General features: G+C 64.0%; 21 protein-coding genes. 2 read left to right on the forward strand and 19 right to left on the reverse strand.

The annotated features are described in order from the left end of the window. Positions 1 to 5: 5 nt before the first annotated feature. From SR3_RS00720 to SR3_RS00730, 3 genes are read right to left on the reverse strand one after another with little or no spacing between them, the layout of a single operon-like run. Positions 6 to 236, reverse strand: coding sequence for a hypothetical protein (locus SR3_RS00720; RefSeq protein WP_068079615.1), 231 nt, complete (start codon positions 234 to 236; stop codon positions 6 to 8). Then, on the reverse strand, positions 236 to 1819 hold the full coding sequence (locus SR3_RS00725; protein ID WP_068079616.1) for a phytoene desaturase family protein: 1584 nt from the start codon (positions 1817 to 1819) through the stop codon (positions 236 to 238). The genes SR3_RS00720 and SR3_RS00725 overlap by 1 nt, the downstream gene beginning before the upstream one ends. Then, positions 1816 to 2643, reverse strand: coding sequence for an SDR family NAD(P)-dependent oxidoreductase (locus SR3_RS00730; RefSeq protein ID WP_068079618.1), 828 nt, complete (start codon positions 2641 to 2643; stop codon positions 1816 to 1818). Before SR3_RS00730 ends, SR3_RS00725 begins: the two co-directional genes overlap by 4 nt. 97 nt (positions 2644 to 2740) lie before the next feature. Between SR3_RS00730 and SR3_RS00735 the strand changes: the two genes are divergently transcribed. Next, on the forward strand, positions 2741 to 3196 hold the full coding sequence (locus SR3_RS00735; protein ID WP_245653669.1) for a winged helix-turn-helix transcriptional regulator: 456 nt from the start codon (positions 2741 to 2743) through the stop codon (positions 3194 to 3196). Here SR3_RS00735 and SR3_RS00740 read toward each other — a convergent pair whose 3' ends face one another. The 3 genes from SR3_RS00740 to SR3_RS00750 form a co-directional block, all read right to left on the reverse strand. Next, positions 3197 to 4201 (reverse strand): LysR family transcriptional regulator, encoded by a 1005-nt coding sequence (locus SR3_RS00740; RefSeq protein WP_068079894.1) that lies wholly within the window; start codon positions 4199 to 4201, stop codon positions 3197 to 3199. Positions 4202 to 4214: 13 nt separating this feature from the next. Next, on the reverse strand, positions 4215 to 5135 hold the full coding sequence (locus SR3_RS00745) for an NAD-dependent epimerase/dehydratase family protein (RefSeq protein WP_068079622.1): 921 nt from the start codon (positions 5133 to 5135) through the stop codon (positions 4215 to 4217). Between the two features lie 73 nt (positions 5136 to 5208). Continuing rightward, entirely contained in the window at positions 5209 to 7584 is a 2376-nt protein-coding gene (locus SR3_RS00750; RefSeq protein WP_169805529.1) for a TonB-dependent receptor, read from the reverse strand. Between the two features lie 168 nt (positions 7585 to 7752). Here SR3_RS00750 and SR3_RS00755 point away from each other — a divergent pair, with 168 nt between their 5' ends. Continuing rightward, positions 7753 to 8892 (forward strand): FAD-dependent monooxygenase, encoded by a 1140-nt coding sequence (locus SR3_RS00755; RefSeq protein WP_068079626.1) that lies wholly within the window; start codon positions 7753 to 7755, stop codon positions 8890 to 8892. 52 nt (positions 8893 to 8944) lie between these two features. Here SR3_RS00755 and SR3_RS00760 read toward each other — a convergent pair whose 3' ends face one another. From SR3_RS00760 to tssF, 13 genes are all read right to left on the reverse strand, one after another. After that, positions 8945 to 9289 carry a hypothetical protein gene (locus SR3_RS00760; RefSeq protein WP_068079627.1) on the reverse strand — a complete coding sequence of 115 codons (345 nt, stop codon included), beginning with the start codon at positions 9287 to 9289 and terminating at the stop codon, positions 8945 to 8947. Position 9290: 1 nt separating this feature from the next. Next, complete coding sequence (locus SR3_RS00765; RefSeq protein ID WP_157098553.1) at positions 9291 to 9749, reverse strand: phage tail tip lysozyme; 459 nt, start codon at positions 9747 to 9749, stop codon at positions 9291 to 9293. Between the two features lie 222 nt (positions 9750 to 9971). After that, positions 9972 to 10733, reverse strand: coding sequence for a COG3904 family protein (locus SR3_RS00770; RefSeq protein WP_157098554.1), 762 nt, complete (start codon positions 10731 to 10733; stop codon positions 9972 to 9974). Continuing rightward, on the reverse strand, positions 10730 to 11188 hold the full coding sequence (locus SR3_RS00775) for a glycine zipper 2TM domain-containing protein (RefSeq protein WP_169805530.1): 459 nt from the start codon (positions 11186 to 11188) through the stop codon (positions 10730 to 10732). Before SR3_RS00775 ends, SR3_RS00770 begins: the two co-directional genes overlap by 4 nt. A gap of 258 nt (positions 11189 to 11446) precedes the next feature. Continuing rightward, a complete protein-coding gene (locus SR3_RS00780; RefSeq protein WP_169805531.1) occupies positions 11447 to 12118 on the reverse strand; it encodes a hypothetical protein in 672 nt (223 codons plus the stop codon). 25 nt (positions 12119 to 12143) lie between these two features. Then, complete coding sequence (locus tag SR3_RS00785; protein WP_068079637.1) at positions 12144 to 15509, reverse strand: RHS repeat-associated core domain-containing protein; 3366 nt, start codon at positions 15507 to 15509, stop codon at positions 12144 to 12146. A gap of 9 nt (positions 15510 to 15518) precedes the next feature. Beyond that, entirely contained in the window at positions 15519 to 15851 is a 333-nt protein-coding gene (locus tag SR3_RS00790; protein WP_084454781.1) for a PAAR domain-containing protein, read from the reverse strand. Between the two features lie 15 nt (positions 15852 to 15866). After that, positions 15867 to 16715 (reverse strand): hypothetical protein, encoded by an 849-nt coding sequence (locus SR3_RS00795; protein ID WP_169805532.1) that lies wholly within the window; start codon positions 16713 to 16715, stop codon positions 15867 to 15869. Next, positions 16715 to 17032 (reverse strand): hypothetical protein, encoded by a 318-nt coding sequence (locus SR3_RS00800; RefSeq protein ID WP_068079641.1) that lies wholly within the window; start codon positions 17030 to 17032, stop codon positions 16715 to 16717. The genes SR3_RS00795 and SR3_RS00800 overlap by 1 nt, the downstream gene beginning before the upstream one ends. Before the next feature lie 5 nt (positions 17033 to 17037). Continuing rightward, positions 17038 to 17544, reverse strand: a complete 507-nt coding sequence (locus tag SR3_RS00805) for a hypothetical protein (protein WP_157098555.1) — start codon at positions 17542 to 17544, stop codon at positions 17038 to 17040. 25 nt (positions 17545 to 17569) lie between these two features. After that, positions 17570 to 20266, reverse strand: coding sequence for a type VI secretion system ATPase TssH (gene tssH / locus SR3_RS00810; RefSeq protein WP_068079645.1), 2697 nt, complete (start codon positions 20264 to 20266; stop codon positions 17570 to 17572). Beyond that, entirely contained in the window at positions 20267 to 21298 is a 1032-nt protein-coding gene (tssG, locus tag SR3_RS00815) for a type VI secretion system baseplate subunit TssG (RefSeq protein ID WP_068079647.1), read from the reverse strand. It abuts the gene before it with no gap. Beyond that, a complete protein-coding gene (gene tssF / locus SR3_RS00820; protein WP_068079649.1) occupies positions 21262 to 23118 on the reverse strand; it encodes a type VI secretion system baseplate subunit TssF in 1857 nt (618 codons plus the stop codon). The genes tssG and tssF overlap by 37 nt, the downstream gene beginning before the upstream one ends. Between the last annotated feature and the right edge of the window lie 6 nt (positions 23119 to 23124).

Here is a 23124-nt window from a genome sequence, read left to right on the forward strand (position 1 = left end):
GGCGCCTATGTGCGGAACAGCATCGTGACGAGGAACAGGATGGTCTTGACGTCCAGCAGCTTCAGCGCGGCGCGGGCTTCCTGCGGCGTCAGCTTGGCGACCATCGGCATGGCGCCGAAAATCTTGCCCCGGATCACCAGCGCATCGCCATCCCGCTCGATCTTGCGGACGGTCATCAGTTCCTTGTCATTGGCATCCAGCACGCGCATCTGCGGCGGCTTTTGGGTGGTGTTCATCAGATGACTCCCCCGCAGACCTTGTCGAAATCGATCCCCATGTCGTCCATCATCTGGATCGCCGTGGCGCGGCCAGCGCCAAAGACCCCGCCGCCCGGATGCATGAAGGGCCCGACCAGATAGAGCCCCTCGATCTGTGGCACGCGGAAGCTGCCGAGGTCCGGCGTGGGGCGGTGGCCGACCGACTGATACATGAAGGGCGCGCAGCCGTGGATGTCGCCCTTGATAAAGCTGGCCGGACTGTCGCGCTCGTGATCGACGGGTGAACGGATCAGGCGGCCGGTGATGTTGTCGTCGGTGAGATTGCTGTAGAATTTGCGGTATTGGGCAAGGGCGGCGTCGGCCACCTCTTCCTTGCGTTCGTCCCACGCCGCGTGGCCGCCGTCGAACAGGTCATAGGGCGCGAAGTTCACCCCGTAGAACACACCGGCCCCTTCCGGCGCGCGTGAGGGATCGAAGATGGTGTTGTCTCCGCCCGCGATCAGGCGTGGAGCGGTCAGGCCACGGCGCAGCTTGTCATACTCCAGCAGCATGTCGCGCATGGTGTAGAAATCCATGAGTTCGGTCATCATGGCATTGGTCTCATTGCCGACCTTCAGCGTCAGGCGCTCCTTCAGCGTCAGATGCATGAGGTTGATCGAGAAGGTGGAGGGCGTGACGCGCTCGGCGCGTTCCAGCACCGGCTCGGGCGTTTCGGCGACGAATTTGCGCAGGACATGCGGGTGAATCGCACCGATCACGCCATCCCTGGCCATGAAGGTTTCGCCCGTGGTCAGCTCCAGACCGACAGCCTTGCCGGAGGAGACGATCACCCGGCTCACCTCGGCGCTGCAGCGCACCTCGCCGCCCCAATGTTCGATGGCGCGGACCAGCGCCTTGCTCAGCTGCCCCGAACCACCCCTGGGCATCGAGCAGCCATAGGTATGGATGATGCCCGGCATCAGGAAAGCACCCATGCCGGTGCCCAACTCGTCAGGCATCTGCAGATTTTCGGTGACCATGCGCAAGATATGGAGGCGGAGCAGATCGCTTTCGAAATACTGGTTCACCACATCGAGCGCCGACCGGCTCATCACATCGAGCAGGAAGCGGCCCTCGTCGGACTGATCCATCATCGCCACAAAGGCGCCCATCGGGAACGGGGGCGCATAGAGCCCGCTCATAAACATAGGCAGGGCGGCCATGCTGGCCCTGGCGAACTTGCGATAGGCCTCGGCATCGCGCGGGCTGAAGCTGGCGATCTCTTCGCAGGTGCGATCCAGATCCTTCCAGGAGCGGACGATGGTGCCATCCTCCCAGATCGAGGCATGGGGCAGTTCGGGATAGATATATTCCAGGCCGAACATGCCCAGCAGGCCCAGTTCATCCTGACGCAGCATGGGGTTGCCCTGAATCATGATATGCACGTTGGAATGCTCATCATGCCAGAAGCCGGGGCGGATCAGTTCACGCGTGGAGACACCCCCACCGAAATGCGGCTTGCGCTCCAACACCAGCACCCTCTTGCCGGCCTTGGCCATATAGGCGGCGGCGGTCAGGCCATTGTGGCCGGCGCCCATCACCACGATATCGTAATTGCTCAATGCCCAACTCCTTGAAAAGCGTCTCCCGAGAAGAAGGCGCGGAAGGCCGCGAGGCCCGGAACATGGCTGGCACAGCCGCCATCGGCGACGAGCACCTGCCCCGTGATATTCCGCGCGGCATCGCTGGCGAGGAAGGCCACCGCCTCGGCGATATCTTCCGCCACGCCAAGCTGGGGGCGCAGCGTTTCGCCCTCGACAGCTTCGCGCAATTGCGGCGGAAAGGCCTCGCGCAGGGCGGGCGTCATGGTCATGCCGGGCGCGACGGCATTGCAGCGCACGCCATGGATGCCATGACTGGCGGCTATGGCGCGGGTCATCTGGATGATCGCGGCCTTGCTGCTGGAATAGGCCGCCTGAATGATATGCCCCTGAAGCGCCAGATTGCTGACGGTGTTGACGATGTTCCCACCGCTCACGCGCAGGTGCGGCAATGCCGCCCGGCAGCCGATCATCGTGCCACGCACGTTCACCGCATAGGTCCGGTCCCAGAGGGCGGTGGCCATATGCTCGATATCGCCATCCTGCTGCGCAATATCGGGGCCGAGCAGCGCCGCATTGTTGTGCAGCACATCCAGCCGCCCGAAATGTGCAACGGTCCCGGCGATCATCGCCTCGATGCTGTCGGCCTGTTCCAGATCCAGCGCGATCGCCAGAGCGCCGGGCAGGGTCTCCGCCAGTTCCCGCGCCCGGTCGAAAGCGATATCGGCAATCGCCACCCGCGCCCCGCGCTGCGCCATACGTTGCGCGGTGGCCCAACCGATCCCACCTGCTCCACCGGTGATCAGGACCACCTTGCCATCCAGCCGGATTGCATCCTGCGCCATTCGCCTGTTCTCCCACTTCCACACTTGTTTGCGCGGCTGATCGATGCTCTTAATCGCCGCACGACCCAGCGGAAGACGGCACTTTTTTGTGCCCTGCATGAAGATGAAATCTGTGATCGATCCGGACGATTTCCCTCAGGATCTGCGCGCTGGCCTGAGCGCGCTGGCCACCGATATGGCAAGCCATGGCACGCGCCGCGTCGATCCCCCGCGCGAGGTGATGGCCATGCTGGGCGACCGCTGGACATCGCTGATCCTGCAGGTGCTGATGATCGGCATATGGCGCCACGCCGATCTGAAACGCGCGCTGGCGGCTCTTTCGGAGGAGCAGGCCATCTCGCAGCGGGTGCTCACGCTGAAGCTGCGCGCGCTGGAGCGCGACGGTTTCGTCGCGCGCCATGTCACGGCGGATGTTCCGCCGCGCGTGTCCTATCGCCTTACCGCGCTGGGGGTGGAGCTGGCGCAGGAAGGCCGCCGGATGATCGATTGGGTGAACACCCGCAGCGCGGCCATCATTCAGGCGCGCACCGCGTTCGACCAGCGCGACGGCTGATCAGTTGCCCCGCATCCCCGGGTGGTTCTGCTGGAACTGCACCGCGATCTCGTCGCGCCGCGCATCGGCGATGGGCACCACATTGCTGTCGGCCGAGGGCGTGGTTTCCTGCGCATGGCACGCCAGCCGCTCCACCACCCAGCGCAAGGCCCGATCATTGTTGTTCGAGATATGCCACTGGATCGCCTCACGGATGGGCGGAATGTCGAAGGGCACTTCGCGCATCACCAGACCCATCGTCGGCACGAGCTGATTGGCCAGACGGCGGTGCATCGTGGCGATCCGCCGCGTGCCGATCACCAGCCCCGCCTGTGACAGGAAGGTGGGCGCCACCACCTCGATCCGGCGCTGGGTCTTCTGGCGGCGCACGAACCAGTCGTCGAACGCCGGGGTGCGGCTCTTGCCGAAGCGGGCTGTCACATGGCCCAGCGCGAAATAGCGTTCGCGGGTCATATCGCCCTGCAGATCGGGGTTGGCGGCATCGCCGACCACCACATAATCATCGTCGAACAGCACCTGGCTGGGATGATCGGCGCTGATCGCGAAATCGATGGTCAGCAGCAGATCGATCAGGCCGCGCTCCAGCACCTCGATGGGATTGTCGCCCATCGGCTGGATCTCGAAGCGCATATGCGGCGCTTCGCGCTCCAGCGTGGCCAGAGCGCCCGCCAGCAGCACCTGCGTCGAATAGTCCGAGGCCATGATGCGCACCTGACGGTCGGCGGTGGCCGGATCGAACTCGGGGGCGATGGCCACGGTGGTGCGGATCTGCTCCAGCACGGCGCGCACCGGTTCGATCAGTTCTTCGGCACGGGCGGTCAGCACCATGCCGCGCCCCTTCATCACCAGCAGATCGTCCCCGAAATAGTCACGCAACCGGCCCAGCGCGCTGCTGGTCGCCGATTGCGACAGGCACAGGCGATCGGCGGCAAGGCTGACGCTTTTTTCCGAAAGCAGCGCGTCCAGCGCCACCAGCAGGTTGAGGTCCAGTCTCTGGAACCGCATGCCCATCCTCTCTTTATGCCAGCGTCTTGAGTGCGCTGGAGACAAGATTAGCAAGATTTCCGTCATGCGCAAAGCCCGCGCGGTCTGCCGCCGCCGTGGTGATGGGGGGCTGGGCGGCAAAAGCGGCTTCCAGCGCGGCGTCGGGTTCATAGGTCACCAGATCGGGCGACACGCCGCATTGGCGGGCGATCTCTGCCGCCAGATCGCCCATGGTCACGCGCAGCGCGGGCAGGGTCATGGCGCGTGCCGGGGGGAGAAGCGCGGTGTCCACCTCCAGCGCATGAATGAAATTGCCGGCAACCTGCGCCACCGATTCCGCCCAGATCGTGCCTTGCGCCGAAACCGGGCAGGTGAACGCCTCTCCGGCCTTCAGCGCATGGAACAGATTGCTCATAAAGGCGCTCTTCATGCCCGAGGGGCCTTTGGGGCGCGCCAGAATGCCCGGCAGGCGCAGACTGATGCCCTCGATCAGGCCTCGCGCTGTGAACATGGCGACGGCATGCTCCATCATCGCCTTGTGGCCGCCGTAGATCATCCTGGGCACCAGCGGCGTGGCATCGTCCACCTGAGGCGGGAAGGGATCGCCGAACACCGCGATCGAGCTGGCATAGGCGAAACGCGGCGTGTTCCCCACCGCCGCAGCCTCCAGCAGCAGATCATACATGGCGTCGACATTGATCCGGCGCGATGCGTCAGGATCGGCCTCCGCCGCGCCGCCCGGCACCGTGGCCAGATGGATCACCGCATCGCAGCCTTGGGACAGAGCATCGGCGCGCACCGCGGCATCCCCCAGATCGCCCGCCACCACGCGCGCGCCCTGCGGAATGCCGCCCGCCACCGTGTCCACCCCCACAACGTCGCGCCCTTGCGCGATCAGGCGGCTGACGATCTGGCGGCCGACAAAACCCCCGGCTCCGGTGACGATGGTGGGCATGGACGCGTCCTTCGATAAAAGAGAGGAGGCGGCACGAGGCCCCCTCCCCAAGGCAGGTTCGACGTGGCGGACGTCAGAAATTGACCGACAGGCGCCCGCCAAAATAACGATGTGAATCCCGCGCGGGCTGGCCGATGACCAGATTGGCCGAGGTGGCGCTGGCGAAGAAGTCCTCCAGATTGGTGTAATACATGTGGTTGGTCAGATTGTTGACGAAGAAGGTCAGGCTGGCCGTCTGAGCCTTGTTCTGGAAGCCCAGCGACACATCGACAAGCGCAAAGCCCTTTTGCACCGCATAGGGGTTCTGATCGGCCTGCATGTTGGTGGTGGTGCGGTAGGAGACATTGCCTCCCAGCAGCACGTTGAATGTGTCCATCGGCACCGTCTGCTGCAGGCTGCCCGTCAGCTTGAACTTGGGCGAAGAGGGCAGCGGCTTGCCGGTCAGATCCTGACTGTTGGCCGCGACATTGCAGCCCTGCGCCGCCGTCTGCCCGGGATAGCACACCGCGCCGGGGAAGTTGGTGAACTTGGCGTCGGTGTAGGCGCCCGACAGGTTGAAGCGTGTGTTGCCCCGCACGTAGGTCAGATCGCCTTCCACGCCCTGCGTCCGCGCATCGGCATTGGCCAGCACCAGCACGGCGATCAGGCCTGAATTGTTGTAAAGCTGGGCCTGGTAATTGTTGTATTTGGTGTAATAGGCCGCCAGATTGAAGGTCAGATGCCGGTCAAGCAAGCTGGATTTCAGGCCCAGTTCGAAGCTGTCGATGGTTTCGCGCTTGGTGGCCCCCGTGAATTGCAGATCAGAGGCACTGGGCGCGCTCTGCGTCGAGGCGAAATCATGCACCGTGTTGAAAGCGCGCGGCTTGTAACCCCGCGTGTAGGAGCCATAGACCATCACATCGCGCGTGGGCTTGTACTGGATCGCCGCATCGCCCACCAGCGCCGAGGAACTGTCTTTCAGATTCCACGTATAGCCACCCTGACCATAGCCGCCGCTGCCATAAATGCCATTGGCGGGATCGAAATATTGGGTGACATTCCAGCCGATCTTGTCCCAATTGTACCGCAGGCCGGCCACCAGCGTCATCTTCTCGCCCAGCTTCGCCGTGCCGCGGCCATAGATGGCGTAGTTTTGCGTGGTGGAAATGTTGGTCTTGGCCAGCGGGTTCAATGTCCAGTTGCGGAAGCTAGCCTGATTGACTGTCATGTCCGAATAGAAAAATCCGGTGATGTAGCTGAAGGGGCGTGACGCATCCGAGGCCAGCTTCACCTCTTCGGTGGTCTGGTTGACATAGCCGTAGAAATGGCCGGTGTTGTTGAAAGGCTGGTTCAGCGCGGCGGGAATGGCGCCCACGCCTTGCAGGAAGTTCTGGAAGATCGTCGCCCAATTGACATTGGATTCGAAGATATCCTGCGTCTGGTCCTGGTTTTCGCGGAACAGCGAGGTGGTCGATGTCAGCACAGAACCATTGCCCAGATGATAGTTCAGGACCAGCGAACCGTCCTTATCCTCATAGCGCGATCCCATCACCGTATGCGAGGCATATTGCGTGTTGCCATAAGCGACATTGATGCCCGGATACATCACCGACTGCGTCAACCCCACCGGCGCGGCGAAAAAATAGGCGCCCGGCGTCATATAGACCGGCACGAAATTCTCGCCGCTGCTGGTCGAAAGCGCGTAATGCGCCATCACCTGCGCATCCAGCGCATCGGTGATCTGCCACTTCAGCTTGATGCGCCCGCCCTTGCTGTCGGCGTTGGAATGCTCCTTCAGCGTGGTGTTGTAGACCGGATAGGGCGTGTGCTGGTAATAGGCGCTGATGCTGCCGGTCAGCCCCGGCGCGATCTGGCCCGAGCCATGCACATCCATATGATGCTCGCCATCATTGGTAAGCATGGCGTTGAAGCCGAATTTGGTCACCTCGCTGGGCGCGTAGGTCACGAAATTGATCACGCCCGCCGAAGCGGTGCGGCCGCCCAGCGTGGCCTGAGGGCCTTTCAGCACCTCAAGCTGCTGCACATCGGTGATGGTGTTGGCGGCAAAGCTGTCGGCGGGCACGGGCACGCCGTCCACCTGAATGGACACGCCCGAGGTCAGGCCGATCGCCCCCTCATTGGCATTGGTCGAGATGCCGCGAATGCCATAGGGCACGCGCCCGTTGAAGGTGCCCTTGATCTCCACCGAGGGCACGATGCGATTGATGTCCGACAGGTCGGAGACATGGTTCTGGGCGATGGAACTGCTGCTCAGCACGGCGGCGGCGACGGGAATATCCTGCAGGCGCTCGGTGCGCTTCTGCGCGGTGACGACGATTTCGGCTGTATCGTCAGGTTTGGCGGTGGGCGCGCTCTGGGCCAGCGCACTGCCGCCAAAACCCAGCGGCGCAGCCAGCAGCGCCATCATCGAAACCGACAATTTCGTCTGCTGCCGAAACAAGTTGCTCATGTCCATATCTCCCCAGTCCCGACCGACATCTGTGATGCCCGGCTCCACTTTTCGTCTTGGTGGCGAAATTAGCGCGAAGCGGCCCCGCCGTCGCACCGATTGTATGGATGAGCGCCTATCCATGCTTCGGATTTGCCTGAGCCGCGTTTCCGCTTACCTCTTGAGGGCATGACACGGGAGAGCATCAAGAGCGTCGCAACGACGCTGATCGTAGGCGGCGGGATCGGCGGCATGGCCGCGGCGATTGCGCTGGCGGAGCGCGGCGTGGCGGTGGAGATCGTCGATCTCGATCCGCAATGGCGGGTGTATGGCGCGGGCATCACCATCACCGGGCCGACCTTGCGGGCCTATCGGCGGCTGGGGCTGCTCGACGCCATCAAGAAGCAGGGGGCGATCACCACCAAGACGCGATTGTTCAAATTCGACGGCACCCATATCAAGGATCTGGACGAGCCCATCATCGAGGAAGGCCTGCCCGCCACGGGCGGCATCATGCGCCCGGTGCTGCACCGGATCATGCAGGCGCGCGTGAAAGAGCTGAACATTCCGGTGCGTCTGGGCCTCACCGTTTCAGCGCTGGAGAACCGCGCAGAGGGCGTGGATGTCCGCTTTTCGGACGGCTCCACGGGCCATTACGATCTGGTCGTCGGGTCCGACAGCGTGGGCTCCAGCGTGCGCGAAATCGCCTTTCCGCATATGGCGGCAGCACAGCCCACCGGGCAGGGTTGCTGGCGCCTTTCCATCCGCCGTCCGCCCAATCTGACCGAGGGCGAATTCTATCTGGGCCATGACAATCCGGCGGGCATCACCATCTGCGCGCCCGACAGCGTCTATCTCTGGATGCTCACGCCGCATGTCGAGCGCGAAAACTTCCTCACCGATGACGAACTCTTCGATGAACTGCGTGGATCGCTGAAGGATTTCGGCGGCAACATCGGCTGGATCCGCGACAACATGACGCGCGCGGACTGGATCAACTATCGTCCTCTGACCGCCGCTCTGCAGCCCAAACCCTGGTTCAACGGGCGGATCGTGCTGCTGGGCGATGCGGTGCATGCCACCACGCCGCATCTGGCTTCAGGCGCTGGGATGGCGGTGGAAAGCGGACTGGTGCTGGCCGAGGAACTGGCCGGGCATGACGGCGTGGCGCAGGGCCTGCTGGCCTATCAGGAACGCCGCTTCCCGCGCTGCAAGGATGTGATCGACAGTTCGATTGCCGTCGGGCGGTTGCAACTCAACCATGGCGCGCCGCATGAGCATGCCGCCATTCTGGAAGGCGCTCTCAGCCGGTTGAACGAGCCGTTTTAAACGCCTCGGATGAGGGCTTCGGAGACGGTGCCGCCCGAAGCCCTCACGTCGATCACAGCTTGTAGGCGCAGACCTTCGCCGTGGCGTTCGCCCAGCAGGCTCCTTCGCGCTTCAGCAGGCCCAGTTCGCTATGGGCATGGGTGGAGCCGGGCTCCTCATTCCAATAACCATGGGCGCCATCGTCATCCATGTTGACATAGGCGAAATATTTGGACCGATGCTTGTCCGAAACGCCAATCGAAAATGACCCCTGCTTGTCATTGATGGTGACTTCGCAAGGACCGTTCAGATAGCTCTTATGCTTGACTTCCAGCACGCAGCGCCCGGTCTTGGCCTGCGCCATGCCTGGCGACAGCGCAGCGCCCAGCGCCAGAAGAAACAAAGGCGTGAACTTCATCTCAATGACTCCCGACGGGATGAAGACGGTTGTATTCGGCCAGAGCGATGCGGGCATGGTTCTGCCGATCCGCCTCATTGGGAATGCCCGGCCCCTCGAAGGAGATCATGAAGGCATGCGTCGCCTTGTTCAGATCGCTCTGCTTTTTCAGCGTGGTGATCGAGCGGCGGTAGGAGGTGTTCAGCTCATGCTCCAGGTAGCCAAGACTGGCCGCCTCGCTGTCGCGCTGCAGATGATGCGCATCGGCCCAGGCGAAGAAGGTCTTGCGGCGCGGGCCTGTCCATTGCGCCCAACCGTAGCCGCCCTTGTTCTCGGCCTGACCACGCTCGTGATAGGCGGTGAAATTGGCGCTTTCGGTGCCCAGATTGCCGACGATGGCGGCGGCTTGCACCGGCGTCAGTTCGAAGGCGATGATCAGGTCACCCATGATCGCGGGGGCAAGGCGAATGAAATTCGGCATCGTCGAAGGCCGATGATGCCGGGGCCGACGCCGATGCCTGATATGCGGTTTCGCTGTCGTCATTGCTCAATCCATCCATCTTATGGAACTGACGTTCTTCGAGCATAGATAAATTGTCAAAACAATCCATGCGACAAGAAAACACGCCAAGAACATCTTTTCCCGCGATGAAATCATCAAGCTCCAGTCATGAAAAATCGAATTCTTCAATCCCATGAAAGATCAATTGGCGTTCGCCACATTATACCGCGTAAGCCCCGCCTGACTGAGATAACAGACCTTGTCGGAATCAGTGTTGAAGGCATCGGTCATGAAATCGAGCGATAGCGACATCTCCACCAGATAACGCGCGCGGATGGCCGCGATCTTGGCCGATTCCTTCTCCCATGTCCGCAACTCATGGGCGACATACTCGGCGACGGCGGCATCCACCTTGTTTTGCGGATTGCCCTTGCGGATCAGCTCGGTCCGCTTGGTGCTCACACCCTGAAAGCGGTTGAACAGTTCCAGCATGCCTTGAGAGTCGCCGGTCGCGCTGAACATATGGATGCCGTAATAGGCGCCGGGCTCCACGGTTCGGATCACCCCGCCCAGAAAAGCGTAGGAGCAGGCGCTGATGCAGGCATATTCCTTGCGCAGGCGCACCGCCATATTCCTGGCGCGGATGATACGGCCCATATAAGGCCCTTCCATGGCGGCGCCGCCTGGCGAATTGAACCAGATTTCCTCGATCGCGCCCGCCTTCGCGATGGCCTGCTGCAACCGCTGGGACTCGCCGGCCATGATCTGCCCTTCGGCGATCAGCACCTTGCCATTGGGCGTGTTCTGCACGCGATAGGTCATCGGCGCGGCGAAAGCATCCGTCTGATAAGATTGCGGCAGATCATAAGAGGCGCAATAGGTCTGCTCGGCCTTCTGCGCCAGCGCCCCTTGGGGCGCCAGCGCAGTCAGACACAGCAGCGGCGCGAAACGCCGCAAGATCAAGCGACCTTCCAGTCGGTGGCGGGAGGCGTGCGGCACAGACGCGGCGTCTCACGCACTTCCTGACCCGAAATATAGGCCACATTGGTCACGGTGCGGCACTGGCGGCCATCGGCCAGCTTCTCGGGCGCGGCAGCGGTCACGGTGCCATGCACGTCCGAGCGGGTGTCGCTGGTCCAGGTCTGGGCCTGACCGACGGGGGCGTTGGCGGCATCGACGTTGGCCTTGGCCATCTTCTGCTTTTCGCACTCGTCCAGCTTCTTGGCGATCACCGAACCGACAATCGCGCCACCCAGCGCGCCAAGCACCGTACCAGCCAGCTTGTTTTTGCCGGCCAGGCTATGGCCCAGCAGACCGCCGACCGCGCCACCAACAAGAGCGCCCTTGGTGCCCGAACCGCCGCAGCCACCTTCACCGGCCACGGCAGCCGTGTTCATGCTGGTGATAGCAAAGATCATGGCCGTGATCAGAAGAATTATTTTTTTCATAAACACTCCACCCTAACAAAGTTAACGGACCATTATACAATAACATTTGAAAAAGTTCCCGTTCAGGATAAACTTTCTCATATAGTTGAACTATACATAGGTCACGAGAATTTTGCACAATACAATCAAACCATAATGTGAAAGTTCTGCACCAGGCACGCCGCGCCTTCAAAACTTCACGAAAAAGCCCCCTGCATGGTATATCGAAGGACGTCACCATCGCGCCCCTTACCCCCGCGCCAGTCCAAAAGTCCGAGACGCCGGCGCGATGGGCCCCTGCTTTTCGAGCAACACCGCCGATCCCTCCCCCGTCTTGTAGAAACCCTCGTCAAACGCCGCGATTCCCAGGGCCTTGAGATAGGTCTCCAACAGCGGCCCGGTGAAACGCTTCTTGATCGACCTTTCGGAATAACGCGCCACATCCTCGAAAGGCTGGACTTCGCCATCGGCCGAAAAGGCCCATTTGCTGCCATCGAAGGAGGCCGAGACCGCACGCAGGATGTTCAGGAAATCGGTCTTGTGGGGCGCGAAGATTTCCATCACCGTCGCGGGCAGGCGATCACCGCCCCCCTCCTCCGGCACATAGGTCATGCGCAAGGCATCGCAGGCAAGCACTTCGGCAAGATGAGACACAGCCGAAAAGGCATCCGTTCCCTCATGGCCATTGTCCCAAAAGGTCACCCATTCCGAATGGGTTGGCACGAAGAGGTAGCGGCGGCGCTCCACGCTGGTCAGGGGCAGCAAGGCCTGCAAGACCTCGCCCAGATCGCCCTGCGGGCGGGATTCCACCAGGGTCACCCCCCGCTTGGCCTGAATTCCTCCCTGCCAATCGAGGAAAGCGCGGGTGGCCCGCGCCGCATCGCAGCGCAAAAAGCCGATGGTATCGGTGATGGGCGCCAAATTTCCAGAGAAGAGTTCCTGCATCTTACCTTACCGTTTTGAGAATCACATGGCCGTCCGGATCGTTGGACTTCAGCCGCACTTCATGGCCCGGCCCGCGTGTCGAACTGGGCGTATCATATTCGACATAAACCCTTTTGCCGTTTGCGTCAGTATATTGCAGGTCCGGGCGATTGACACCCACGCGCTCGCCGGCGGCATTGACCTGCTGCTGGTTGACGCGGAAATCGGTGGCGCCCTCGGCACGCGCTGCGGCAATATCGGCCTGCATCGCCGCGTTCTGCGTCGGGCTCTGGCCGATCGGCCGCCTCAACGACAAAGCGGCAGGCGGCTTGGGATTGACCGCAATATCCTGCGGCAATCGCGCGGGCGGCGGCGTGGTAAAACGCGATGCGATCAACTTGCCCGCAGGGCCCGCCACCAGCCCCATCCCGGTGGCGATGCCCGCTTCCTTCCAGCTCCAGGGGCGATCCTTGCCCATCAGATTGTCGATGCCCCAATCGGCGACATAGCTGGCAAAGCCGCTGACCGCGCCCACCCCGGCATAAATCGCATAACCGGCAGCGGCAGGCACGAAGAGGAATGGAACCGAGGCCAGCGCGCCAACCAGCGCGCCCTTGGCGGCGGCGGCCAGAATGCAGGTGAAGCAGAACTCCTTCTGGGTCAGCGCTTCATTCAGGCCAAAGCCCACGGCGCCTGCCGCCGCCCCCGCCGCCAGCAGAACGAGCGCCGGGGCCGCGATCGGCGCCAGCAGCACGCCCACCGCCACCCCCACGGCAATCGCCGCCACCGCAGAAAGCGCCTGCTGCCACCACAGCCCCAGCGGGTCGGCGCGATTGAGCGGATCATTGCCGACATAGGCATAGAGGTTGATCCCCCCCGCCACCCCCATGGGATCGCGGCTGAGATAACGCCCCAGCGCCGGGTCATACATGCGATGGCGATTGTAATGCAGCCCGGTTTCGGCATCGTGATAATGCCCCGGCAGGCGCAACGGCTGATGCCTGCCACCCACCAGAACCTGCAGAGCCCCGAAAGCCGAACGCTCGGCCTCCCAGATCACCCGGCCCTGAGCATCGGTCAGGCGGGTCGGCGTACCGATCGGGTCGACATGATAATGGCAGATGCCCGCAGCATCGCGCTGGAACAGCGGCATGTGGCTGTCCGGCCACCAGGCATAATCGCGGACCTGCCCGGTCGCGCCCGGCTGCCAGCCATCCGCGCCGGTCTCGATCTCGCGGATCAGCTGCTCGCCCGCCCAGATAAAATGGGTGACGCGCGTGGTGACGCTGCTCTCCACCGTCTTGCGAATACGGCGGCCCAACGGATCATAGGCGAAGCGGACCACCAGCCCCCGGCCATCCTCCGCGCGGATCAGACGATCGAAGCCATCCCATGCATAGCGCCAATGTACGGCCCCGCTGCGCTCCACCAGATTGCCGCGCGGATCATAGACGAAATGCTCGGAGCCCTGCGCCACCATCTGGTTCAGCGCATTGAAACGCGCCTCTCCGGCAGGCCCGGCGATGCGGTTGCCCGCGCCATCATAGGCGAAAGCCTCGCGCGCGCCATCGCCGCGCCGGAGCGCCAGCACCTGCCCCCCGGCATCGTAATCGACCCGCAGCGCGCCGAGCCGACTGTCCTCGCGCGCCACCAGCCGGTCCTCGGCGTCATAGGCATAGCTTTGTTGGAACGCGGCGCCCTCCGGCGTTTCCAGACGGCGCCCCGTGGGCAGGCCGACCTGATCCTGCCATGTCGTGGCCACCAGCCCGCCGGGGGAGAGCATCCGCCACCCCGCCTCGTCGGGAGCATAGTCGATGGCGTGGCGCGCGCCGCTCCAGTCGGTGATGGCGCAGAGGCGCTGATCGGCATCGCGCGCGTAACGCATGGCGCTGCCATCGGGCCAGACGAGGCCAACAAGCACACCCGCGTCGTCATAGTCATAACGAATGGCCTGATCGCCCAGACGCTGATCGGTCCGCCGTTCCTCGATCAGGCGGCCCTGCGCATCGTAGCGCCAGGCAAGGTCGATCTCGGCATTGCGCGCCGCCACCAGAAGCCCGCGCGCATCGTAGGTGAAGCTGGCCAAGGCGCCGCCAGCGGCCATCCGGGTAACCTGCCCCGCCTCATTGCGGCTGAGATCGATCCGCAAGCCATCGGCGCGGATCAGCTGCTGAAGCGCCCCGGCGGGATCGAAGCTGTAGCTTTCGCGCGAGCCATCGGCATGGGTCTGACCCTCGGGCCTCTGGCCGACGCCATAATGAAAGCGTGTGCTGTTGCCATTGCCGTCGCTGATGGCGGCCAGCGCGTCACCCTGATAGTCGAAGCGTTCGATCCGCCCCAGCCTGTCGCGCTGGGCGGTGACAAAGCGCCCTTGGGGATCGCGTGCGGAGAGAGCGCCCTCGTCGCGATAGGCCATGCCACGGAATGTCCCATCGGGAAAATCCATGCGCTCCAGCCGGTTGATGATATCGTGCCGGGCCCGAAACCGTTCACGCCCGCCGCGCGAGACAGAGGCGATGTTGCCGCGCCGGTCATAGGCCAGATCAAGCGCCAGCCCCGATGGCATGCGCAAGGCAGCCAGCTTTCCGGAATCACCATGAGCCATATGCCACTGCCGACCCAGCGCGCTGGTGACACAGGCAAGCTGTCCGTCGCCACCAAAACTCATGCGCGTGGCGCCGCCGCCGGGGCTGTCGATCAGCAGATCGTCGGACTGCGGGTCTCGCCGGGGGGGATGGGGCAGGCCCGCAAAACTTTCCGCCAGTCGGTCGCTGCCCGCGCGCCGCCGAAAGGCCGCGATATGGGCCCGGCTCATGCGTTGGCGCGCGCCCACCGGCAGGCGCGGCGGCAGGCGCAGGATCTCAGGCGCGCGATAGGCCATATGGCCATTACCCGCGCCATCGACGGTGAGGAAGGCCTGCACCGGGCCAAAGAAAGCGTTCAGCTCATCCACCGTCGAGCTGCGCAGATAGGCGGGCAGCAGGCGCGGGTCGTGAAAGCGAAAGATCCAGTCCTCGCCCTCTGGCGAAGAGACCTTGATAAAGCGCCGCAACTGGCGATGCACCGCCTTGAAACCGGCGCTGGAGAGCAGGAAATAGCCCCATGGCTGGCCGTCGAAACGGCGCGCGATGTCTTGCGCCATCCCTGCATCGACATGCAGCAGATAAGGCGCCTTGTCGCGATAGGCGGTCGCCGCCCAGCCCTGATAAAGGCAGGCTCCGCGCCCCGGCCCCGCCGCTTCCGCCAGGCCCGGCACATCGGGCGAAACGCAGCCGTCGATCAGCGCATAAAGCTGCCCCGCCGCCGCCCATCCGGCAACCGACTGCGCCCGCACCGGCGCGAAGAGCACCGGTGATGCGTGGTCGGCAGGGGGCGGCGTCTCGGCCATCGGTCTCCCTTATACCGCCACGAAGGGCGCGCCGCTGGCATAGGCGCGATCGAGCGTGGTGCGACGTGGCGGAGCGCCATCGCCGATCAGCACGGTCACCGCGCCGCTCGCCAGCGTGCCGCCATGGCAGGAGGTGTCGCCGATGCGGGCGGCCTCATTGTTGCCGATCTTGACTGTCGGGCAGCCCGCCTCGATCTGGGCCTTGCTGCCGCAATCGAGCTGGTCGCCCTTGCGCGCGGCAGGCTGGCCCATGATCAGCACGGTCGGCTCGCCCGAGACGATGGTCGCCACATTCTTTTGCGGGCAGCTTTCCTGATCGCTTATGCGTGCGGCGGGCGGCATGGCGGCATCTCCCTCTCAATGCCCATCGGCGGACCAATGCGGCGGATCGGTGGCCAACTTGCGCACCCCATAGGTCGCGCCGACCCGGTGCAGATCGCCATTGCTGCTGCCCGAGCGCGGGTGGTCGATCCACACGGTCTTGCCCGAGGCATCGGTGACCGTGATAGCCTGATCCCAGCTGATCGTCATATCGATGGCCGTCCCATCGATATGGTTCGAGGTGAGCGAGGGCTTGAACCGTATATGGAACAGATTGACCATCGCCTGCGCCGCCTTGCGCGAGGCGCGCGCATCGCCATGATCCCAGTGAATATCCACCTCCTTGTTCTCGGGCACGGCATCGGGCTTGATCTGGCCATGGGCGACCATCCAGGCGTAATGCATCAGCCATGCGCGGTTTCGGTTGCGCCGCGTGGAGCTGACCCGCACCGAGGCCGAGGCGCGCCTGAGCATGGCCACGAAACTGTCGACCTGCACCGCGAAGCCGGGCGCCAGATCGCTGATCCTGTCGCTGTTGGGAAAACGCGCCTGATTGGCGCGAAACCATGCCGCGCCGCTGAGGTTGCGCTGCACCGCCTGCGCCGCCAGCCTCTCACGCAGCAACGTGGAGGGCGAACTGTCGGACAGGCGGCTGACCATCGCGCCGCCCGGATCGATCCGCCCGCCCGAGGGCATACCCATCACGAAGGACTGATAACGGCCGATGGCGGTCATGGTTGGTTCGTCCATCATGCCATCGGAGCGCAGCACGCCGAGGCCCAGATCGCCCACGCGTGTGTTGAGGCCCTGCTGGATGGCCGCGACATCCTCCCGCGCATTGACGCCACCACGACCGACAGAAGAGGCGAGAGTGATGTCGGGCATCATTCGGCCTCCGTGTCGTAGCGCGCCAGCACAGCCATGATCCTGGGTTGCCCGGCATGGGCTTTTTTGAGTCGCACCAGCTGCGTATCGGTGCCGCTGCAGTCGCGCTTGACCTGCTGTTCAAGCTGCCGGGCGCGGGCACCATCATAGGGCTCCTCGCCCCTTGCGTGGTCGCAGCTTTCGCGGCGGGTTATGAAGGCTTGCACGTCAGCAGGCATGGCCGCGCCCTGAGGTGAGGCCGCCAAGGCCCCGCCGGCATGGCAGGCCAGCAGCGCGACGGGCAGCGCCCATCCTGTCTTGTGGCGGAGAGCACTCATTCGATCTACATATCCAGAACTTTAGCCTGCTTTTCGTAGAAAGCGGCTGAAGTAGCGTTGCCCTGCGCCTTGTAACGCCGGCTGACAGCCTTGGCGGCAAGGGTGGCGATCTGGAAGGCATGGTCACGCTCGTCAAAGGTAACCTCGCCCTGCCCGACATCGCCGTTCACAAAGCGCCCGACCATAAAACCGCCGGTGTTGGCGCGGGCGCTGGCGAAATCGATCACCCCCATGGTGGGGATGCCAGCGCGGAACTCGCCATAAAAGGCCTCGCCGCTGGTCTGACCGTCCCGCCGCCGCAGCATGCCCAGCCCAGAGGCCTTGCCGCCGGGGCAATCGCCGGTCCAATACGTCGGACCGGCGGGCAAGGAGAGAGGCGCCACAAAGCGGCACCAGGAGACAGGGTCATGCGACCAGACCAGCGCAGCGGCTGGAGCCTGCGCACGCAGCGCGGCGGCGCCGCCAACACAGGCGGCAGCCAGCGCAAGGTGGAGGCAGGCGCCTCTCATCACCACGGTTTTTCCCCGGCCATGCCGCTTACTCCACCAGGTTCTCAAGCTGACCGGAGAGCTCAACGGGTTCGGGCTGCGCTTGCCTGTCGGTAAAGGCATAATGGAAGCCGTCCGGCCCTGCCGAGACTTCGATCCCCGAGACTTCTTCGCCCCGCATCTGGCGTTCCAGCAGCTGGATCGACATTTCGGGCAGCAGCGTGTTGGTGAGGATCGCATCGATCATGCGCCCGCCCGAGGCCACCTCATTGCAGCGCGAAACGATCAGGTCGACAACCGATGCAGTGAACGTCAGCGCGATCTTGTGGTTCTCGGCGATACGCTTCTCGATGCGCTTCAACTGCAGACGCACGATGCCCGAGAGCATGTCGGGGCTCAGCGGATAATAGGGAAGCACCAGCAGGCGGCCCAACAGGGCGGGCGGGAAGGTTTTCAGCAGATCGGGCCGCAGGGCCCCCGCCAGCGCTTCGGGATCGGGCTTCATCTCCTCGTCCTCCGACAAGGTCATCACCAGATCGGTTCCAACATTGGAGGTCAGCAGGATGATGGTGTTCTTGAAATCGATAAAGCGGCCTTCGCTGTCATTCATGAAGCCCTTGTCGAAGACCTGAAAAAACATCTCATGGACGTCAGGATGGGCCTTCTCCACCTCATCGAGCAACACCACCGAATAGGGACGGCGACGAACCGCCTCGGTAAGAACCCCTCCCTGCCCGTAACCGACATAGCCCGCAGGCGCGCCCTTCAGCGTCGAGACGGTATGCGCCTCCTGAAATTCGCTCATGTTGATGACGATCAGCGAGTCATCGCCCGAGAACAGCAGTTCGGCCAGCGCATGCGCCGTCTCGGTCTTCCCCACGCCCGAGGGGCCGCAGAGCATGAAGACGCCGACCGGCTTGTTGGGATTGTCCAGCTTGGCCCGGCTGGTCTGGATGCGCTTAGCGATGGCATCCATGGCATGGTCCTGCCCGACCACCCGCGCCTTCAACTGATCGGCAATGGTCAGCACGCTCTGGATCTCGTCCTTGACCATGCGGCCCACCGGAATGCCGGTCCAGTCGCCCACCACCGCCGCAATGGCATCCTGATCGACCACGCCAAAGACCATCGGTGTATCGGCCTGCACAGCGCGCATTTCGGCCAGAGCGGTTTCGAGCGCGGCCTTCAACGGGGCCTCATCCTGGCCCCCGTCCTGCCGCGCGTTGCGAAGGGCATCACGGGCAGCAGCCACACCGGCCAGCGCGTCCTTCTCCCGCTCCCACTTAGCGGTGACTGTCTCCAGCGCCTCGCGCGCAGCGGCAATCTCTTCCTCGATGCGTTCCAGGCGATCATCGCTGCGGTAATGATCCGAGGCCTCGCGAGAGACAACGTCACGCTCGATCTCAAGCAGTTCGAGGCGACGGCGGCGATCCTCCACCATGGCGGGCGTGGCATGCTGCGAGACCGCCACACGCGCGCAAGCCGTATCGAGCAGGCTCACCGCCTTGTCCGGCAATTGCCGCGCGGGCACATAACGCTGCGACAGCAGCACCGCCGCCGCCACAGCCTCATCCAGCACGGTGACGCCATGATGCTTCTCCATCATCGGCGCGACCGAGCGGATCATGTCGATGGCCTTGCCGGTCTCGGGCTCGCCCACATCGACGGTCTGGAAACGGCGGGTGAGCGCCGGATCTTTCTCGAAATACTGGCGATATTCGGCATAAGTCGTGGCCGCGATGGTGCGCAGCCGCCCGCGCGCCAGCGCAGGTTTGAGCAGATTGGCCGCATCCCCCGTGCCCGCCTGACCGCCCGCGCCGATCAGCGTATGTGCCTCATCGATGAACAGGATGATCGGCACCGGCGAGCTTTCCACCTCATCGATCACCTGACGCAGGCGCTTCTCGAACTCGCCCTTCACCCCGGCCCCGGCCTGCATCAGCCCGATGTCGAGCGAGCGCACGGTCACACCCTCCAGCGCGGGGGGCACATCGCCATCGGCGACGCGGCGGGCGAAACCCTCGGCCACCGCCGTCTTGCCCACGCCTGCTTCGCCGACAAGGATCGGATTGTTCTGGCGGCGGCGCAGCAGAATATCGACCACCTGCCGGATTTCCGCATCGCGCCCGATGATGCGGTCGATCTCTCCAGCGCGGGCCCTGGCGGTCAGATCGACGGAGTATTTGGCCAGCGCCTCGCCACGCCCGGCGGCAACAGTGCCCGGATCGCCCTCGCCCGCCGCAGGCGCCGGAGCGCTGCCTTCGCTGGTTTCAGCCGAGGCGGCGATCATCGCGTCAAAGCTGTTGCCCAGCTTATCGGCGCTGACCTTGCGCCACTCGCCGCTCAGCACATAGAGCGCATTGCGCAGGGTCGGTGTCTTCAGCATGCCATAGAACAGATGGCCCGAGCGCACCCGGCTCGCCCCGAATTGCAGCGAGGCATAGAGCCAGCCCTTCTCGATGGCTTCCTCGATCTGCGGCGCGAAATCGGAAATGGCGCTGGCCCCGCGCGGCAGGGCATCGAGCGCCGCCACCACATCCTGCGTGAGCCTTGCATCGTCCAGCCCGAAGCTGCTGCGGATCGCGGCGAGATCGTTGCGCGGATCCTGCAGCAAAATATGCACCCAGTGGACCAGCTCGACATAGGGATTGCCGCGCATCTTGCAGAAGCTGGTCGCGGTCTCGATGGCCTTGAGCGGCACCGGGCCAAGGCGCTCGAACAGGGCCGTACGGCTGATCTCGGACATTTACAGTTCCCCCAAGGATGCGTGAGCCGGTTTCATGCGGCGCAGATGCGCGTCGGACCGGATGATGTCGGATGGTTTCGGGCTGAGCCAACCCGTCCAGCCCAGCCGCGTGCGGCCATCGAGGCGCGCGGGCGGCACTTCGCTTTGCGGAATATCGATGCGGATATCCCATTCCAGATGGCTGGGCGCAAAGGCATCGAGCGCTTCCGAGGCAATGGTGAAGCGCGGCTGGCCGGGCAGCAGTTTTTCGAACTCGCCAAAGTTGCGCGCGCCGATCACCACGCTGAAACTGTCCGAGGCGGTACGGATGCGGCTGCCCAGCACGACATCCCGCCCCAAAGTGGCGAAACCCTTGCCGAGGCGGCTGCGGTCTTCTGCCTCGATCGCGCGCCAGCGCGGCTGATATTCGATGACGCGCACCGGCTGGCCGAGCAGATGGCCCAGCGAATCCTCGATGCCGATGGCGCTGCGCCGCGAGGCGAAGAGCGAGGCATAATGCACCCGCGCCCGTGCCGGAAAAGCCGCGTGATCGGAAACGTCTTCCGTCGCGCCCGACAGGAACGCCAGATAAGCGCCAAAGCGGTCATCGGCGGGGCGGTCGGCCTGCACCGCAGGTTGGGAATCGGCCCATGCGCGGTAGAAGAACTGCAACATGCGGTTCGCCAGCACATCCAGCCAGCGACCGAAGGGCCTCTGCCTGGCATAGCGATGCTCGAACGCCGCGAATTCGGTCAGATGCACCGGCAGCGGCCCCATTGGGCCGGTCAGCCCCAGCCAATAGCCGTTGATCTGCGCGCGCTGGTGGCGAAACTCCACCGAATGCAGCGTGGGCGCGGGAAAATGCATCGCCGGGATTTGCGCCAGATCGACGATACTCTGATCCGGGCGACGCGCTTCACCCAGACGCGGCAGATCGGGCGCGCGCGCCTCCGCACCGCGCACCGCCGGGAACATCCCGAAGAGGCGCGCCTTCTCCCTGATCCTTTCGAGGAAGGTCAGATGGTGTGGCGGCGACCCATGCGCGGCGGCCATTGCGCGACATCCCCCTCGTTCGGACTATGGAAGTGGCATTCGGTGAACGCGTTGATGCTGGCGAATTCGGCCAGAAAGCGCTCCAGAACGGCGGTGAAGAGGAACATGCCGCTCTTGTCGAAAGCGGCGTCGTCCAGCTTGATGCGAATGCGATGGCCGCGCGCCAGCGCCATGCGGTCCAGCCCCGGCACGCGGCGCATCACCTTGGTTGAACGGATCGCCAGAACGCCGTCGATCTGGCGGCGCAGGGCGGCTTCATCCTGCTGGCCGTAAAGCGCCAGATGGTCACGCAGGGCGGAAGGGTCGTCATGATCTTCCGAGGCCAGCGTGGCGTAATTGGGGGTAAGATGGGCAATCACCCGCCACGCCGCATCGCCCAGCCCCAGCGGCGGGCGCGGGCGCGTGGGCGCACGCAGCACCGTGACGGCGCGAACCGGAACGCCCGAAACGGTGAAATGCTGGTCGCCGCGAAACGACAGCAATTCGGGCAATTCGCGGTTGGTGACCAGCGCGCGCACCGCCAGCTCATGCACATCGTCCAGCCGCGTAGCATCGCCAGGCGAGGTCAGGCTGAGCCACGTATCGGTACCGACATATTCGCTGCGGCGGCGCAGGCGTCTTTCGCGGGTGGAGAGGCGGCGCGGGCGCAGCTGCGTGGAGTAGAACAAAGCCTCGCGCCAGTCATAGAGCAAGGCTCCGAAAGCATAGAGCGGCGCGACGGTCTTGGGATCGAGATTGTCCCGCGCATAGGCCTTGACGTCGAGCAGGCGGAACACCTCGAAATCATTGCGCCTGGTGCGGTCCGGGATGACATGGAATTCATGCTCATGCGGGCGGACCTGCACGCGGTCGAGCTGCTTTTCGAACAGATTGATCGCGGGGGTGGCGAAAAGCCTGAAGTTCGTCTTGTCCACCGCGCGCGCCAGCGTGGACGAGGCGCGCGAGAACAGCAGCACCACATCGCACATCTGCGGCGAGGCGCGAAAGGCCCGATCCAGTCCCTTCAACCGCGTGAACAGAAACCTTTCGGGGCACGCGAAATATTCCGACAACAGCCGATAGCCGCGAAAGGAGCGCTGCTCTGCCGGAAGCAGGGCCTCATCATCCTCGAAGCCGATCTGTTCGGGCAGCGGCAGCGCCATCCAGGGCGCATTGGCCGGGGCATCCGCCGAGCGCGCCAGCACACCCAGCGTCTCGCCGATGATCTGGCGGTAGAGTTCATTGGGCACAGCCTCTGCGCCATGGAGATGGATCGCCAGATCCTTCACCTTGATCTGCGGCAGATCGGCGCCCGGCGTGGCGGCAAAGCGCAGGCGCAGGCCAGCCTCGGCGCGGATCTCGCCCGAACCGGCGTAGGACGCCACCGCCGCGCGAGTGGAAAGATACTCCGCCTCGACGATCGCCAGCGGCCACAGGGTGACATCGTGTCCGGTGCGGAACATCACCGGCGCATTGTCCTGTGTGTTGGCCACCAGTTGCGTGCCGCGCGGCACATGATGGCCCGCCAGCAGGTTCTGCTCGCCCTGCTTGGGTTCGAAACCGGCGATGCAGATCGAGGGCATCGGGGCCAGATAATGCGGCTGGATCGCATGCAACAGATGCGAGGTGAACTCGGGATATTGATCCGCGAGCTTGAGCTGCACCCGCGCGCCCAGAAAAGCCACGCCTTCCAGCAGGCGCTCGACGTAGGGGTCGGGGTCGGTCGGCGTCTTGAGGCCAAGACGGCCCGCGACGGTCTCATGCTCCTCGCCGAATTCGCGCGCGGCTTCGCGCAGATAGGCCAGCTCATCGTTGTAATGGCGCAGCAGGCGCGGGTCCATGAGGGC

The organism is Novosphingobium rosa NBRC 15208, assembly GCF_001598555.1.
GTDB lineage: Bacteria > Pseudomonadota > Alphaproteobacteria > Sphingomonadales > Sphingomonadaceae > Novosphingobium > Novosphingobium rosa.